The sequence below is a fragment of the Lysobacter changpingensis genome (assembly GCF_017308985.1).
Lineage (GTDB): Bacteria > Pseudomonadota > Gammaproteobacteria > Xanthomonadales > Xanthomonadaceae > Lysobacter_J > Lysobacter_J changpingensis.
Map to the genome: position 1 here is coordinate 1,141,456 of NZ_JADWPE010000003.1, position 14,400 is coordinate 1,155,855.

A 14,400-nucleotide genomic window follows, 5' to 3' on the forward strand; every position below is an offset into this window, starting at 1 on the left:
TTCTAGTCGAATAATCCACTCGGACCCCCGCCCGGATGACGCTTCGCCGCTACCTGCAACTGGATGTGTTCGCCGACCGGCCCGGTGCCGGCAACCCGCTGGCCGTGGTGCTCGACGCGCAGGGCCTGGACGATGCCCGCATGCAGGCGATCGCCCGCTGGACGCGGCTTCCGGAAACCACCTTCGTCTTCCCGCCCACGCAGCCGGGCTCGGCGTACCGGGTGCGCATGTTCAGCCCGCGCCGCGAGGTGCCCTTCGCGGGACATCCCAGCGTCGGCACCGCGCACGTCGTGCTGGATGCGGGCCTGGCCGAGCTCGTCGACGGGCAGCTGGTGCAGGAAGGCGTGGTCGGCACGCTGCCGCTGGCCGTGGAAGGCAGCGGCGCGACGCGGACGATCGCGGTTCGCACGCCGCGCGCGCGGGTAGTCGAGGTGGCTGAAGCCGGCGATGCGCGCTTGGCGGCGGCGCTGGCGCCGCTCGAACCCGGTGCGCTGCCGGTCGCCCTGATGGACGGCGGTCGGCGCTGGTGGCTGGCCGAAGTCGCCAGCGAAGCGGCGCTGCGCGGCGCTGCGCCGGACTGGGATGCGATCGCGCAGCTGGCCGAATCGACCGAGACGATGGGGCTCTGCGCGTTCGCCCGCGCCGATGCCGGCCGCGATTACGACCTGGTCGTGCGCGCCTTCGTCGGTGCACCGGCGCGGTTCGAGGATGCCGCTTCCGGCGCGGCCAACGCGACGCTCGCCGCGTGGCTGAAGCACAACGATGCGCTGCCCGGCCGCGATGGCCGGTACGCCGTGAGCCAGGGTCGCGAAGTCGGGTTCGACGCGCGCCTGCAACTGCGCGTGGACGCGGACGGCGAGGTGTGGTCCGGCGGCCAGGTGTGCAACGTGGTGCGCGGGACGATCGACTGGGCGTGACGTTTTTGCAGCCCGGGCAGCCGAATCGCACCCGGGGATTCATGCGCCCGACCCGGGTTCGCTCCGCTTAGCCGGATTACGACAGCAGGCGATTACTCGGGCGTGACATCCACCCGCACGCGGATCCGGTCGCCCGGGTCGTAGTTCGTGCGCGTGGTATAGGTGCGCCCGGCGTATTCGTAGGTCACGTCGTAAGCGCTCGCGCTGCGCGCGCCGTTGCGCGAGGTGTAGTAACCGTCGCCTTCGTACACCGGATCGCACACGCGCACCGTGCCGACGCGTTCGCGCTGGCTCTGGTCGTAGATCTGGCGACCGGCCATGCCGCCGACCACCGAACCGATCGCCGAGGTCGCATAGCGCGCGCTGCCGCCGCCGATCTGGCTGCCGACCGCCGCGCCGACGATGGTGCCGACGATCGTCGAGACGGTGCGCCCGGCCTGGGTGCCGCCGGATGGATAACTGCTGCCATTGCCGTAGTAGCCATCGTCGCGATAACCGTCGTTGCGGTATCCGTCTCCACCCACATAGGCCGGGCGCTCGTAGCAGCGCTGCTGCGGCGCGGCGGTTTCGTAGCGGTCGAACACCGGATCAACGCGGACCACGCGCGCGTAGTCGCTGCTGCTGGTGGAGCCGTACGCCGGATAGGAGCGCGGGTAGGACTGGGCATGGACCGGGCCGCTCGCGGCGGCGGCCAGCGCGAGGGAAACGGCGATCAGGCGATTCATGGGGAGGCTCCGGCGCCGGGAGGGCGTGCCCGCATCGTCCGGCCCGTGCCGGCAATGGGTGCTGAATCCGGGTGTCCTTGCGGACCAAGGCGCGGCGGGGTTTACCGCGCCGACAGCCAGGCCGCGGCCTGCATCGCGACCGCCGCCGCATCGCGCCCGAGCAGCGGCCCGACGTGCCCGGTCGAGGCGACCCGCAACAGGTCCGCGTCCCAGGCACGCGCCAGTTCGGCGGTGAGGTCGGGTGGGACGTCCTCGTCCTGGCTCGATGCGATGCACAACGTCGGGCACGCCGGCGCATCCAGCACCAGGCCTGCGTGCGCATGGCGCAGCACCGCGCCGGACTCGTCGCGCCATCGGCGGAAGGCGAACAGCGCGGTGGCGTCGTCCGAATCCGGCAGCGCGCGGCGCGTCGAGGCGAGGCGCGCGTTCCGCCGCCAGGGCACGCTGTCGGGCCAGTCGCGCGCGGGGAGCCGGTCGGCCCACGGCGCCGGCGGCAAGGGATTCACCAGGACCAGCGCATCGGCCGCGTCGGCGCAGGCCAGGGCGAGCAGGCCGCCCAGGCTCGCACCGACCAGTGCGCGCGGGCCGGGCACGGCTTCGAGCGCGGCGCGTACCTGCGCGGCGTAGTCGTCGAACCCGGTCGCCGCGAGTCCCGCGGCGACCGGTTGCAGGTCGGGCGCGTGGACGTCCACTGCGACCGCGGCGAACACGCGCCGCCACACGTTCCATTCCCAACCGCCTCCGCCCGCGCCGTGCACCAGCACGGCGCGGCGGATCGCCCTGGACGTCATCGACCGCGATCAGCCCTGCAACGAGGCCTGCAGCGTCACCGGAACCGACAGCGCGCGCGAGATCACGCAGCCGGCCTTGGCCGCTTCGGCGTGCTGCCGGAAGCCGGCTTCGTCCACCCCGGGGACCTTCGCGGTGACCACCAGGTTCACGCCGGTGACCGTCGGGCCGGGGTCCATGCCGGGCTCCATCGTCACTTCGGCGCGGGTCTGGATGGTCTCCGGCGTGAGGCCGGCCTTGCCCAGCACCGCCGACAGCGCCATCGAGAAGCAGCCCGCGTGCGCGGCGGCCAGCAGTTCCTCGGGATTGGTGCCCTTCTCGTCGCCGAAGCGGGTCTTGAAGGAATAGTTCTGATCGGTGAACAGACCGCTCTGCGGTGTGCTCATGCTGCCCTTGCCGCCTTGCAGGTCGCCTTTCCAGACCGCTTCGGCAATACGCTTGAACGCCATGTCGCTGCTCCTTCGTGGGGTGAAAGAACCGGCAGCCTACCCTGCCGGGTGTTAGGCGCGCATGGGGGTGGGCCGCCAGCCGGTGGCCGGCGTGAATCCGTCGCCGCTTCGCAGTTCGCCCGGCGCCGGCTTGACCACCCTTCCCCCTTGCGCGAGGCTTTCGCTCCCGGCCTTCCGGCCGGCACCCGCCATGACCGCCCGCCGAGCGCCCACCGCGCAGGCGCAGCGCCGGACAGCCATGACGGCCTTCCCACCCTCACGGGAGAAGTCCGCTCATGTCCTACAGCACACAATCCATCCGCAACGTGGCCCTGGCAGGCCACCCCGGCGCCGGCAAAACAACGCTCTTCGAAGCCCTGCTGCAGGCCGGCGGCGCACTCCAGACGGCAGGCACGATCGAACGCGGCAACACCGTGTCCGACTTCGATCCGATAGAGAAACAACGCGGGCATTCCATCGACGCCGGCATCGCGTCGATCGACCACGAAGGCATGCACGTGAATTTGATCGACACCCCCGGGTACCCGGATTTCCGCGGCCCCGCGCTGTCGGCGCTGGGCGCGGTGGAGACGGTGGCGATCGTCGTCGATGCCGCCGCCGGCGTGGAATACGGCACGCGCCGCATGATGGAGTACGCCCGCGGCCGGAACCTGTGCCGGGCCATCGTCGTCAACAAGATCGACCATGACGGCGTCGCGCTCGACGGCGTGCTGGCCGATCTTCGCGACACCTTCGGCCCCGAATGCCTGCCGCTCAACCTGCCTGCCGATGGTGGAAAACGCGTGGTCGACTGCCTGATCAACCCGCAGGGCGACAGCGATTTCGGCCCGGTCGCGGACTGGCACCAGAAGATCATCGACCAGATCGTCGAAATCAACGAGACCGTGATGGAGCATTACCTCGACATGGGCGAGGAAGGCCTGTCCGGCGAGGAACTGCACGACGCGTTCGAGCAATGCCTGCGCGAAGGCCACCTGGTGCCGGTGTTGTTCTGTTCCGCGCGCACCGGCGTGGGCATCAACGAGCTGCTCGATGCCGCCGAACGCTGGTTCCCCAATCCGGCCGAGGCCAACGCACCACCATTCGAGAAAGGCCCGGAGCGTGCGCGCATCCAGGCCTCGCCCGATGCCAAGGCCCACGTCATCGCCGACGTGTTCAAGATCGTCAACGACCCCTTCGTCGGAAAGCTTGGCGTGTTCCGCGTGTACCAGGGCACGGTGAAGAAGGACACGCAGCTGTTCGTCGACGACGGCAAGAAGCCGTTCAAGGTCGGCCATCTGTTCAAGCTGCGCGGCAAGGACCACGTCGAGATCGAACAGGCGATCCCCGGCGACATCGCGGCCGTGGCGAAAGTCGAGGAACTGCACTTCGACGCGGTGCTGCACGACAGCCACGACGAGGACCAGATCCGCCTGTCGCCGCTGGATTTCCCGCGCCCGATGTTCGGCCTGGCGGTGGAAGCGGCGAGCAAGGGACAGGAACAGAAACTCGCGACCGCCCTGCACAAGCTGGCCGAAGAGGACCCCTGCTTCATCGTCGAGCACGAGGCGGAAACCAACGAAACCGTGATCCGCGGATTATCCGACCTGCACCTGCGCATCAACCTGGAACGGCTGAAGGAACGCTACGGCGTGGAAGTGACGTCGCGTCCGCCGCGCATCGCGTATCGCGAAACCGTCAGCGGCAAGGCCGAAGGCCATCATCGCCACAAGAAGCAGACCGGCGGCGCGGGCCAGTTCGGCGAAGTGTTCCTGCGCATCGAACCGTTGCCGCGCGGCACCGGCTTCGAATTCGTCGACGAGGTCAAGGGCGGCACGATTCCCGGCCAGTTCATGCCGGCGGTGGAGAAAGGCGTTCGCCAAGTGCTGCGCAGCGGTGCGGTGGCGGGCTATCCGATCCAGGACGTGCGCGTGATCGTGTACGACGGCAAGCATCATCCGGTGGACAGCAAGGAAGTCGCGTTCGTCGCCGCGGGCAAGAAGGCGTTCCTCGATGCGATCGGCAAGGCGCGTCCGCAGGTGCTGGAGCCCATCGTCGAACTGGAGGTCAACGCGCCCGAGCAGCACATGGGCGACGTCAGCGGCGGCCTGGCGAGCAAGCGCGCGCGCATCAGCGGCACCGACAGCGTGCGTGGCAACGAGATCGTGGTGAAGGCGCAGGTGCCGCTGTCGGAACTGGAGGGCTACGCGGCCGAACTCAAGTCGGTGACCGCCGGCCGCGGACGCTATTCGCTGGATTTCAGCCACTACGAACCGGTGCCGACGAACGTGCAGCAGAAGCTCGTCGAGGCGTACAAGCCCAGGCACGAAGAGGACTGAGGCCGCTTGCTGCGCACGATCTCGATTCGTGCGCAGCTCCAGTTTCAATTCGTCTACGTCAGACGGATTTGAGAATACGCCAGGTGACATCCTGTCCATCGACCTGCGGCATCGGCACGCCATAGGCGATGGTCTGGGTTCCCACTGGCCGCTCCACGCACTCCCATACGCCGGGATACGGGCAGTGCTCACCTGTCTTTGCGTACATGCCGGGACCGCTGCGTCGGGGCACTGACTTCGCCACAGGTTCGTTCGTGTCTTCGTACTCGCCTTCCAATAGTTCGACGTAGTACCACTTGCAGGGGCGGGTGGTCGTTCCTCCAGCCACGTTCGGGTCAAACACTCCTTCTCCATAAGAGGCGCCGCCAAGAAGCGCAACAGCATCGCTTTCGTCGCGAACCTCATTGCCTTCCCAGTCTTTGATTTCCTTGCGTCGCAGGAAATCCACCGCGCCCGCGCCATCGTCCCACGGCCAGATGTGCGAGCCGCCTACTGTTTCCATCGCTTCCAGGCCCATGGCATTGAAGGTTACGGCATCCCCCAGCCGGCCACCGTGCCAGCGGCTACCGTCCTTCCGGAGGCTGCCACCTGCCCACGCAAACTGCGGCGTGCCCCATGGATCATCCTGGGGTATGTACACGCCAGTGCGAGGCGGCACCTTGCCGCTTTCTCCCTCGACGTCGGTCCGCACGCGGAACCTGGGCAGGCGTGAGAACGCTTCTTTGTGTTCGTTCCAGATGACCCAAAAGGTGTAGTCGTCCATGGTGGAATCACGTTCCGTCACATCATCGATCCGGCTGGCGTACCGATACACCAGACCGAAGCGTTCCTTGAATTGCCGTTCCTGCTCCGGCGTCAGCCACATCAGGCTGTACTCGGCCAGCATGCGGGCGCACTGGTTGGCGCCGGTGATGCCGTACACATCGCGGGAACGGGCCTGGATATCCCATAAGGTCGTTTCGCGGAATTCCACCAGCGAAGGGAACCCATAGGTGCTCCAGTTCGCGCTGGTGTCACGAGCGCCCCAACGCTCGCTCATCAGGAATTTGTCCAGGTGCGCACGGCCATCCGCCAAGGCGCTGGCGTAGAGGATCAGATCTTCCACGCGGGGCAGCAGCCCTTTCAGATACTCCAGCGACGCGAAGTGGTACATCAGCGCCACCTGGCGTTTGCGGCGTGGGCTTAGATCGGTCGGGTTCGTGCTCATCGGGTGTTCCCAAGATGGGTCAATTGGCCGGGCAACGCCGGCAGGCCGAGCGTCACATCCGGCAATTGCGCGTCGAAGTCGGTGTAGCTCCAGCCGGTCTCGAACGGCCCGCTGATGCGGGGATTGATGATGCGGACGCGCACGGACTCATACCGCGCCCGTTCTCGCGGCGACAAGGCCAGGTATTCCTGACGAGACAGTCGCGTTGCGCGCATCTGGCCGGTATGCCGGTCCACTTCGTAATACTGCATCTCGTCATACAGTTGGCCGGTGCGCGGTTCGAAGCGGTAGCCGTCCTCCGGCGTGCGCGGCAGGGCGGCATCGAACTTGATCTGCTCGTAACCGCCTTCCAGATGCAATTCTCCCATTTCAAGCTTTTCAGGCTTGAACTGGCTGGACGCCGGGCCCGCCCACACCTTGATGGACTCGCCGGGTTGCAGGTCGAACACGACGAACTGGCCGTCCGGGTTCCAGTCCGGCCACACAGCGAGATGTCGGCGCCAAGCTGTTTTTGGATCGTCTGCCTGTTGCAACCGCCTGAAGACTTCTTCGCTCACCCAGTCCTTTGCCGCAGCCATATTTCCCGGGCCCACGACACGGTAAAGGCGCAGGGGCCCTTTCAGTTCCACCGCCCGAAGCCCCTCAGCAAACGTCTTGATCTCGTCATCAGTAAGCGTCGGCCATCCCAGGCTTCGGGCATGTTCGAGTTCCGGCTTGAACTTCGCGGGCTTCACCGGCTTGAACTCCGCCGCCCCATCACTCAACCACTTCGGCCTCGGCTTCGTCTCCCGCATCAACGTCACCGCGCGCGCCTCCGGTAAGCCGCCGCGGAAATGCACGTTCCGCGTGTTGAGGATGCCGCTGCGTTGCGCCAGGTCTTCCAGTTCCAGCCGGCGGATGATCGCGTCGAGCGCATCCTGCAGCGGTTTCAGCGCGTGCTGGAGGTACTCGTCCGCCTCGCGCCGGATGCGGGCCATCATCTCCACGGTTTCGGCCGCGCGCCTTCCGACGACGGGAATGTTCGCCACCATTCCCAGCAGATTCCGCAACAACGCCATCCCCCGATCGAACGCCTGCAGCAACGCCTGCAGGTTCAGTCGCTCGCGAACCTGTCGCACATATCGCGCCAGTTCTCCGAACAGGTCGTCCCACTTCAGCGCTTTCCAGTACTTCGCCACCTCGCGACGGCGCAGGAAGGCGATGACCCACGTCATCGCTTCGTCTACCGCTTTCGCCACGGCATTGCCGCCGCTGCGACGGATGAAGAGGAAGAAGATCTTCAGCACGCCCTTGACCAGCGAGCCAAGGCTGGGGAACAACCCGATCAGCGTCAGGCCCAGCGACACCCAGGCCCAGACGTTGGTCTTGTCCTCGTTGATCTGCTTGCCGTTGGCGATCAGGTCGCGCACGTCGCAGACCTGATCCACGCCGGGGATGATCGAAATGGCGGTATCGAAGGCGACCTGACCCAGCGAGCGTTCCTGGTTGAAGTCGCCTTGTATCGCCTCCCACAACCACACGAACACGCCCTGCGTACTGTCGGCCACGCGGCCGTACTGACGCGTCATGAAGGCCAGCGCCTCGCGCAACTGATCGACGTTCAGCAGCGGGGCTTCGTTCTGCCGGTCGGCTGCGTTCATCGGCCACCCCCGCTCTTTGTCCGCGCGAGGTCTTCAAGCTGGGGAATGGCCGGTTCATCATTCGCCTTGCGCGGCTTGTACAGCACCTTCTCCACACGCTTCGGATCGATATCGTCGTGCCGCGCTTGCCCTTGCGCGTCGAGCGTGCCTTCGAGCATCGAACCATCCTTGAAATGGATCTCGTAATCGGCACCGTCGATCGGTTCACCCGTCTCCTGATCCAGGTAGTGCAGGCCGATCCAGTAGCGCCGGTCGATGACTTCGGCCAATGCCGGAACGCCGTGAATGGAGAAGTCGTTGCCGAGGCCTTCCGCATCGGCTTTGATCTGCCCCTTGAGCTGGATCTGCACGCCTTCCAGCGTGACGCCATTGCGGTCGATTCTGATGGTGCCGCCTGGACCACGGATGGTGAGCGAACCGGCCGCGGCGAGCGCGTACTGACGTGTTCGCTGCGTGATGCGCTCACCGGCTTCGATGTCGTGCTTGCCAGCGACGTTGTGTTCGTAATGCCCGCCGGTTTCGACCTTGCGGTCGGCAGCGGTTGTCTCGGTGCGGGTATTTCCGACGTCTTCGATCAGGTCCTTGCCAATGGTGACCTGCCGCGTTCGTCCGATCTCCAGCGTGTGGTCGCGACCGATGGTTTCGCGCCGGTCCTGCCCGATGCCCAGCGTTTCATCATTGCCGACGGTTTCCTTGCGGTCGTGACCGATCTGGATGGTTTCGTCGTTGCCGACGTCTTCGCTGCGGTCGTGCCCGACACGCGTGGTCTCGTCGTTCCCGACGACGATGTTCCGGTCCTTCTGCGCGTGGACGAAGATCTCTTCCTGGCCGGCTTCGTCCTCGAACCGAAGTTCGTTGTAGCCCTTGCCTTTGTGGGTGTTCGTACGAAATACGGTCCTCGCCTTGTGCTGGGGAAGCGGGTACGGCGGCCTGTTCTCCGCATTGAACGCACAAGACGTGACGCACGGTTGATCGGGGTCGCCATCGAGGAAGCTGACGATCACTTCCATGCCGACGCGTGGAATGGCCATGAAGCCGTACATGGGCCCCGCCCAACCTTGCGCGACGCGAATCCAGCACGAGTCGTTTTCCTGCCGGGTGCCCTGGCGATCCCACGGGAAGTGCACCTTCACGCGCGCGTGCTCGTCTGGAAAAATCTCTTCCCCGGGCGGGCCCACGACGTGGGCAATCTGCGGCCCGTCGATGACCGGTCGCGGCAGCGGTTTCGGACGCCACTCCATATCGCCCGGCACGGCCCGTGCGGTGTACGAGTAGCGCGTTCCGTGTTCGCCGTTCGCACCGTCTTCTTCCTGCGATACCGACTGTTCGCCCACGTGATGCATGGCGACGACGCGCCAGTCGCGGTTGAGCGGCTCGGACGGATGGTCTTCGAGCAGGAAATTCAGCCCCGGCCAGAGCCGCGCGTCGTCGCCTTCGAGTGTGGCAACCAAGGCATCGCTGCGCAGCGCCCGCAGTTTCGTCGCAGTGAATGGCCGGCCAGATTCATCCCTTTTGAATCTCCCCGGGTAGTCGTAGTGCTCGTATCGGCCTACGGCATCGCGTGCGTCGCTGCGATGCTCGAGGGAGTACCTCGGATTTCTGAAGGTATGGTCCCGCTGCACCGCTGAAGCCGGCGCAAGCTGTTGGCGCAGCGCGAAGTGCCAGAGCCGCGGTTCGACCGCCGTACCGCCGGGAAGGGCCTGATAGATCACGGCGCCGATGTCGTCGGCCCCCGGCAACGCCGGCCCGGACGGGAGCGCATCCGTCAGCACGAGCTCCGAGCGGTGCCGCGGATCGAAGTAGTAGACGATGCCCTCCTCCGCAGCGAGCCGGGCGAAATGGGCGAGATCGGCTTCGCGGTACTGCGTGCAGTACTCCCGCGTTTCGTGCGGCCGGGACACATTGAAGCGTGCATGCAGGCCGCGCTCCTTGAGTCGCAACTTCAGAATGTCCGGCACCGAAAGTTGCTGATGAATCCGGCTCCCATGCCAGAACCCGAGCCTTGCGAGCGTGGGTTCGACGCTGGCGCTGTAGCGCGTGCGTCGGAAGCCCGTTTCGGACTGCTCGAACATCGTCACGATGCCGTGCACCGTGCGCACCGGCTCGCCGTCCCGTGCAATGGTGAAGGTGACTTCGGAGTCGAGCAGCGCGTCCAACTCGACGTTGGGCTCCGGGCTGCTGAGCTCCAGCTCCAGCCGGAATGGCTGCGACAGTCCTTCGATCAGTTCGAAACGGACGACATCGAATGTCGCTCCTCCCACTCCTTCGAACTGGAATGACAGATCCGATTGCGCTGCTGCCATGCTTCGCTCCGTGATGGGAAGCCGGCAAGGTCAGTTGCGATGGCCTCTTGCGTCCATGGGAACTTTTCTTTCCTCTGCGAATGCAGGCTTCACACCGCTGTGTTCATGCTGGCCAGGACCAAAGGAGAAGCCACAATGCGACCGTCACGAAAGGTTCCGCAGGCTCTGGGGTTTGCGTTCGGCCTGTCTCTGGCCGTGCTCGTGAGCTTGCCCGCGCTGGCGCAGACCGCCCCCGGCGCCAGCCGTTCGATCCTGGCATTCCCGCGCCCGGGCGGCTTTCCCAACCCGGCCTTCCGTGTGACCTACGCGCGCGCCGACGAGGCGCCGCCGTTGATGGTGCGCACCGGAGAGAACACGTTCGAGCCGCTGTACCGGCGCACGCCCGATGGCGGCTACGCACCGGCGCGTGCGGCGGGCTACCGCATCGCGATGACGTCGTGTCCGTCGATAACGACCAGCGCCGATTACCGCTCGCGCATGATCGACCTCGCCGCCGCGGAGTGGGCGTACTTCGGCCTGCCGATCCTCGACATGGCGGTGGAACCGGCGGCGATCGTGCCGCGCGTGCCGCAGCCGTCGGGCGTGGTGGAGATCATCTCACCACAGAAGAACGCGTCCATCGGCGATCGCGTGCTGCGCCAGGCGCCGCGCCTGGGACTGTCGGAAGACGACTACGAGGTGAGCGATGCCATCGCCGGCTACTGGGCGGCGACCGGCAGCGAGGAAGCGATGCGCGTGCAGAGCATCGTCGACTACGGCTGGGACGGGGCCGGCTGGGCGATGCCGTGGTCGGCGGCGTTCATTTCCTGGCTCGCGTGCGAAGCCGGGTTGTCGACCGCGCAGTTCCGTCGCAGCGGCGGCCACATCGACTACGTGCGCGCGGCGGTGCGCGCGCGCGACGGGCAGGATCCGGAGCACGCGTTCATCGCCTACGACCTCGGCGAAGCGACGCCGGAAGCCGGCGACCTGCTGTGCACCGCACGGAGCGACAGTACGTTCCGGTCCATCGCCGACGTGCGCAACGGCAACAGTTCGTCGAACGCGCTGCACTGCGATCTGGTCGTGAAGACCGACACGAAGCACAACCGGCTCTATGCGATCGGCGGGAACGTGAACCATGCGGTCACGATGTCGGTGATCGCCACCGATGCGAAGGGCCGGCCGCTGACCGACGCCGACGTCATCGGTGCGCACCGCTGGTTCGCGGTGCTCAAGGCGCGCGCCGGCGGCAACGTCGCGCACGACCTGGACGGCACGCCGACGGTGCAGATGCTCTACCGCGATTACGCGCGCTATGCAGGCGCACGACGCGGACAGGCGCCGGTGCCTTTGCAGTCGCGCGGAGGGCGGGCAAAAGCGGACGCGACTTCGCCGTAGGTGACGTTGCGGGCTCCGTTGGCAGGAATGAAGGCGCACGGATAGGGGCGCGCGCCACTGCAACAATCCGTCCCCGTCGCCGCACACCCGCAGGCGACGAACGCCGCGTAACCTGTGCGTCCCCCTACCGGACACCCGCACGATGCATCTGTTCGACCTCCAGACCCTGCTGGCCTATGCCGCCGCCGCGCTCGTGCTGGTGCTGCTGCCCGGGCCGGGCACGGCGTGGATCGTCGGGCAGAGCCTGGCCGGCGGCACGCGGCGCGGCATCCAGGCGGGGCTCGGGCTGGAAACGGCGACGCTGCTGCACGCGCTCGCCGCCGGGCTGGGGTTGTCTGCGCTGCTGGCGACCTCGGCGATGGCGTTCGAGTTCGTCAAATACCTCGGTGCCGCGTACCTGGTGTGGCTGGGCATCAAGGCCTGGCGCAACGGCGACGGCAACACGACGCCAGCCGATCCCGAAGCGCCGAAGCCGCGCGTGTCCGGCCGCAGCGTCTACCTGCGCTCGGTCGTCACCGGCGTGCTCAACCCGAAGGTGGCGCTGTTCTTCCTCGCGTTCCTGCCGCAGTTCGTGCATCCCGAACGCGGCTGGGTGTGGCTGCAGTTCCTCGTGCTGGGCGCGCTGCTGGCGGCGATCGGCTTCTGCAACGACCTCGTGCTGAGCTTCGCCGCGGGACGCTTCGGCCGACGCTTCGCCGGTGGCGGTGGACGCTGGACGCAGCGCGTCACCGGCACGCTCTTCATCGGGCTGGGCCTGCGACTGGCGATGCAGCAGCGCGGCTGATTCCCGCGCGGCGAGGTCCGCCCGTCGGATCGTCACCCCGCGTGGACGCGCCGGCGTTAGCATCGCTGCGCGCCGGTGAGTGGTGTTGTTCATGCGGCGCGGGTATCGTCCGGGCATCCCCGTGGAGCACGAGATGAACCCGCGCCGCAATCTCCGCATTCCGTTCGCCGCCTTCTTCGCCGCCGTCTCCCTCTCGTTGCTGGCCGCCTGTTCCACCGTGGGCGCGCTGCTGGGCGACGAGGTGCGGTTCACGCCGATGCAACTGCAGCGTTCGCTCGACCGCAATTTCCCCAGGCATTACGACAAGCTAGGCGGGCTGGTCTCGCTGACGCTGATGAACCCGCGCCTGACGATCCCGCAGAACGACGACCGCCTGCGCCTGGATTTCGACCTGGGCCTGGGCGCGCTGGGCAGCGACAGCGGCAAGCCGTCCGGCCATTTCGCGCTGACCAGCGCGCTGCGCTTCGATCCGTCCACGCGCGGGTTGCACCTGCTCGATCCCCGCATCGAACAGGTCGAAGTGCCGGCGCTCGGCGGCGCGATGAACACCAGCGCACGCGCCCTGCTCAATTCCTGGCTGGGCGAATACGCACGCGAAGAGCCCGTCTACCGTTTCGACAACAGCCTGCTCGACCGCCTGGGTTCACGCCGCATCGGCACGACCGCCATCGAGAATGGCAACGTGGTCGTCCATCTGGATCAATGACGATGCTGCCGTTGCGTTTTGCCTCGCTTCTCTCCCTGTGCATCGTGATGTCGGCCTGCGGCGGCGATGGATCGCGCGCGCCCGGCGCCACCGCCGACGACACCGAAGCCCTGCCCGCCCCGGCCGGCGCGCCCGGCAGCGTGACGGGCATGCCCGATGCGCCCGGCCCCGGCCCGATCGGTCCGCCGAAGCCCGAGGACGCCGTGCCGCTGGATGCCGAAGGCAATCCGGTGTTGCCGACGGGCGAGACCGTCATGGACCCGGCCGCGCCGCTGGATCCGGATGCGCCGGGTGATCCGAACGCCCCGGCCGATACCGCAGCGACCGAACCGACGCCGCAGGACGCCGTCGCCGTCATCCGCGAGTACTACGCCGCGATCAACCGCCGCGATTTCGCCCAGGCCTATGCGCTGTGGTCCGACGGCGGCCGGTCGAGCAACCAGACGCCGGAGCAGTTCGCCGCGGGATTCGCCGATACGACGGGCGTGTCGGTCGAGATCATGGCGCCGGGACGGGTCGATGCCGCGGCCGGTTCGCGCTACATTGAAGTGCCGGTGGCGTTGACCGCGACGCATGCGGACGGTCGCCAGCAGCGTTTCGTCGGCGCCTACACGCTGCGCCGCGCGATGGTCGATGGCGCCACCGCCGAACAGCGCGCGTGGCGCATCGGCACCGCGGATCTTCGCGAGGTGGCGCCGTGATGCGGGCGGCATGAAGTGAACGATGTCCGCGACGATGCCACGCCGCGCATCGTGCTCGATACCAACGTGTGCCTGGATCTGTTCGTGTTCGGCGATCCGGCCGTCGCCGTGTTGCGCGAGGCGCTGGCATCCGGCGCGGTCACCGGCATGACCAGCGATGCGTGCCGCAGCGAATGGGAGCGTGTGCTCGCCTATCCGGTGCTGCGGCTCGACGAAGCGGCGCGTGCGGCACGGCGGGTCGAATACGACGCCGCGATGCGTGAGGCCGACGGAGCCTGCCCTCCCCACATCGCCCTGCCCCGCTGTGCCGATCCGGACGACCAGAAATTCCTGGAGCTCGCCGCCGCGTGCGGCGCGCGGTGGCTGCTCAGCCGGGACGATGCGCTGTTGAAGCTGGCGCGAAGAATGAAGCGGGATGGTGCGTTCGACATCCTTGCGCCACGGGAATGGGTGGAAAACTGGCGGCGCTGACGGAATACGGTGA

13 protein-coding genes are annotated in these 14,400 nt (G+C 67.2%); 7 read left to right on the top strand and 6 right to left on the bottom strand.

Annotated elements, in window-relative coordinates; genetic code table 11:
• Window positions 1-35 precede the first annotated feature (35 nt).
• Window positions 36-917, top strand: a complete 882-nt coding sequence (locus tag I4U41_RS12255; RefSeq protein ID WP_206861371.1) for a PhzF family phenazine biosynthesis protein — start codon at window positions 36-38, stop codon at window positions 915-917.
• 92 nt (window positions 918-1,009) lie between these two features.
• Here I4U41_RS12255 and I4U41_RS12260 read toward each other — a convergent pair whose 3' ends face one another.
• The 3 genes from I4U41_RS12260 to I4U41_RS12270 all read right to left on the bottom strand — a co-directional run bounded on the left by I4U41_RS12260 (window position 1,010) and on the right by I4U41_RS12270 (window position 2,880).
• A complete protein-coding gene (locus I4U41_RS12260; RefSeq protein WP_206861372.1) occupies window positions 1,010-1,642 on the bottom strand; it encodes a glycine zipper 2TM domain-containing protein in 633 nt (210 codons plus the stop codon).
• Window positions 1,643-1,743: 101 nt separating this feature from the next.
• Window positions 1,744-2,433 carry an alpha/beta fold hydrolase gene (locus I4U41_RS12265; protein WP_206861373.1) on the bottom strand — a complete coding sequence of 230 codons (690 nt, stop codon included), beginning with the start codon at window positions 2,431-2,433 and terminating at the stop codon, window positions 1,744-1,746.
• A gap of 9 nt (window positions 2,434-2,442) precedes the next feature.
• Window positions 2,443-2,880, bottom strand: a complete 438-nt coding sequence (locus I4U41_RS12270) for an OsmC family protein (RefSeq protein WP_206861374.1) — start codon at window positions 2,878-2,880, stop codon at window positions 2,443-2,445.
• 275 nt (window positions 2,881-3,155) lie between these two features.
• Between I4U41_RS12270 and fusA the strand changes: the two genes are divergently transcribed.
• The gene (gene fusA / locus I4U41_RS12275) at window positions 3,156-5,198 is read left to right on the top strand and encodes an elongation factor G (RefSeq protein ID WP_206861375.1); all 2,043 of its coding nucleotides are present in this window, start codon (window positions 3,156-3,158) and stop codon (window positions 5,196-5,198) included.
• A gap of 58 nt (window positions 5,199-5,256) precedes the next feature.
• Here the strand turns inward: fusA and I4U41_RS12280 are convergent, their stop codons facing one another.
• Genes I4U41_RS12280 through I4U41_RS12290 form a run of 3 tightly spaced genes read right to left on the bottom strand, consistent with a single transcriptional unit; the run spans window position 5,257 to window position 10,348 of the window.
• A complete protein-coding gene (locus I4U41_RS12280) occupies window positions 5,257-6,405 on the bottom strand; it encodes a hypothetical protein (RefSeq protein WP_206861672.1) in 1,149 nt (382 codons plus the stop codon).
• Window positions 6,402-8,045 (bottom strand): hypothetical protein, encoded by a 1,644-nt coding sequence (locus I4U41_RS12285; protein WP_206861376.1) that lies wholly within the window; start codon window positions 8,043-8,045, stop codon window positions 6,402-6,404. Before I4U41_RS12285 ends, I4U41_RS12280 begins: the two co-directional genes overlap by 4 nt.
• The gene (locus I4U41_RS12290) at window positions 8,042-10,348 is read right to left on the bottom strand and encodes a type VI secretion system Vgr family protein (RefSeq protein WP_206861377.1); all 2,307 of its coding nucleotides are present in this window, start codon (window positions 10,346-10,348) and stop codon (window positions 8,042-8,044) included. Before I4U41_RS12290 ends, I4U41_RS12285 begins: the two co-directional genes overlap by 4 nt.
• Window positions 10,349-10,483: 135 nt before the next feature.
• Here I4U41_RS12290 and I4U41_RS12295 point away from each other — a divergent pair, with 135 nt between their 5' ends.
• The 5 genes from I4U41_RS12295 to I4U41_RS12315 all read left to right on the top strand — a co-directional run bounded on the left by I4U41_RS12295 (window position 10,484) and on the right by I4U41_RS12315 (window position 14,387).
• The gene (locus I4U41_RS12295) at window positions 10,484-11,725 is read left to right on the top strand and encodes a DUF2272 domain-containing protein (RefSeq protein WP_206861378.1); all 1,242 of its coding nucleotides are present in this window, start codon (window positions 10,484-10,486) and stop codon (window positions 11,723-11,725) included.
• A gap of 142 nt (window positions 11,726-11,867) precedes the next feature.
• The gene (locus I4U41_RS12300) at window positions 11,868-12,509 is read left to right on the top strand and encodes a LysE family translocator (protein ID WP_206861379.1); all 642 of its coding nucleotides are present in this window, start codon (window positions 11,868-11,870) and stop codon (window positions 12,507-12,509) included.
• 133 nt (window positions 12,510-12,642) lie between these two features.
• Window positions 12,643-13,215: a YceB family lipoprotein gene (locus I4U41_RS12305; protein ID WP_206861380.1), complete on the top strand. Its 573-nt coding sequence runs from the start codon at window positions 12,643-12,645 to the stop codon at window positions 13,213-13,215.
• Between the two features lie 2 nt (window positions 13,216-13,217).
• A complete protein-coding gene (locus I4U41_RS12310) occupies window positions 13,218-13,916 on the top strand; it encodes a hypothetical protein (RefSeq protein ID WP_206861381.1) in 699 nt (232 codons plus the stop codon).
• A 15-nt stretch (window positions 13,917-13,931) separates the two neighbouring features.
• Window positions 13,932-14,387 carry a putative toxin-antitoxin system toxin component, PIN family gene (locus I4U41_RS12315; RefSeq protein ID WP_320415186.1) on the top strand — a complete coding sequence of 152 codons (456 nt, stop codon included), beginning with the start codon at window positions 13,932-13,934 and terminating at the stop codon, window positions 14,385-14,387.
• Window positions 14,388-14,400 lie beyond the last annotated feature (13 nt).

Coding starts and splice junctions, on each gene's coding strand:
- I4U41_RS12255 (WP_206861371.1), top strand. CDS start 36: ATGACGCTTCGCCGCTACCTGCAACTGGATGTGTTCGCCGACCGGCCC.
- I4U41_RS12260 (WP_206861372.1), bottom strand. CDS start 1,642: ATGAATCGCCTGATCGCCGTTTCCCTCGCGCTGGCCGCCGCCGCGAGC.
- I4U41_RS12265 (WP_206861373.1), bottom strand. CDS start 2,433: ATGACGTCCAGGGCGATCCGCCGCGCCGTGCTGGTGCACGGCGCGGGC.
- I4U41_RS12270 (WP_206861374.1), bottom strand. CDS start 2,880: ATGGCGTTCAAGCGTATTGCCGAAGCGGTCTGGAAAGGCGACCTGCAA.
- fusA (WP_206861375.1), top strand. CDS start 3,156: ATGTCCTACAGCACACAATCCATCCGCAACGTGGCCCTGGCAGGCCAC.
- I4U41_RS12280 (WP_206861672.1), bottom strand. CDS start 6,405: ATGAGCACGAACCCGACCGATCTAAGCCCACGCCGCAAACGCCAGGTG.
- I4U41_RS12285 (WP_206861376.1), bottom strand. CDS start 8,045: ATGAACGCAGCCGACCGGCAGAACGAAGCCCCGCTGCTGAACGTCGAT.
- I4U41_RS12290 (WP_206861377.1), bottom strand. CDS start 10,348: ATGGCAGCAGCGCAATCGGATCTGTCATTCCAGTTCGAAGGAGTGGGA.
- I4U41_RS12295 (WP_206861378.1), top strand. CDS start 10,484: ATGCGACCGTCACGAAAGGTTCCGCAGGCTCTGGGGTTTGCGTTCGGC.
- I4U41_RS12300 (WP_206861379.1), top strand. CDS start 11,868: ATGCATCTGTTCGACCTCCAGACCCTGCTGGCCTATGCCGCCGCCGCG.
- I4U41_RS12305 (WP_206861380.1), top strand. CDS start 12,643: ATGAACCCGCGCCGCAATCTCCGCATTCCGTTCGCCGCCTTCTTCGCC.
- I4U41_RS12310 (WP_206861381.1), top strand. CDS start 13,218: ATGCTGCCGTTGCGTTTTGCCTCGCTTCTCTCCCTGTGCATCGTGATG.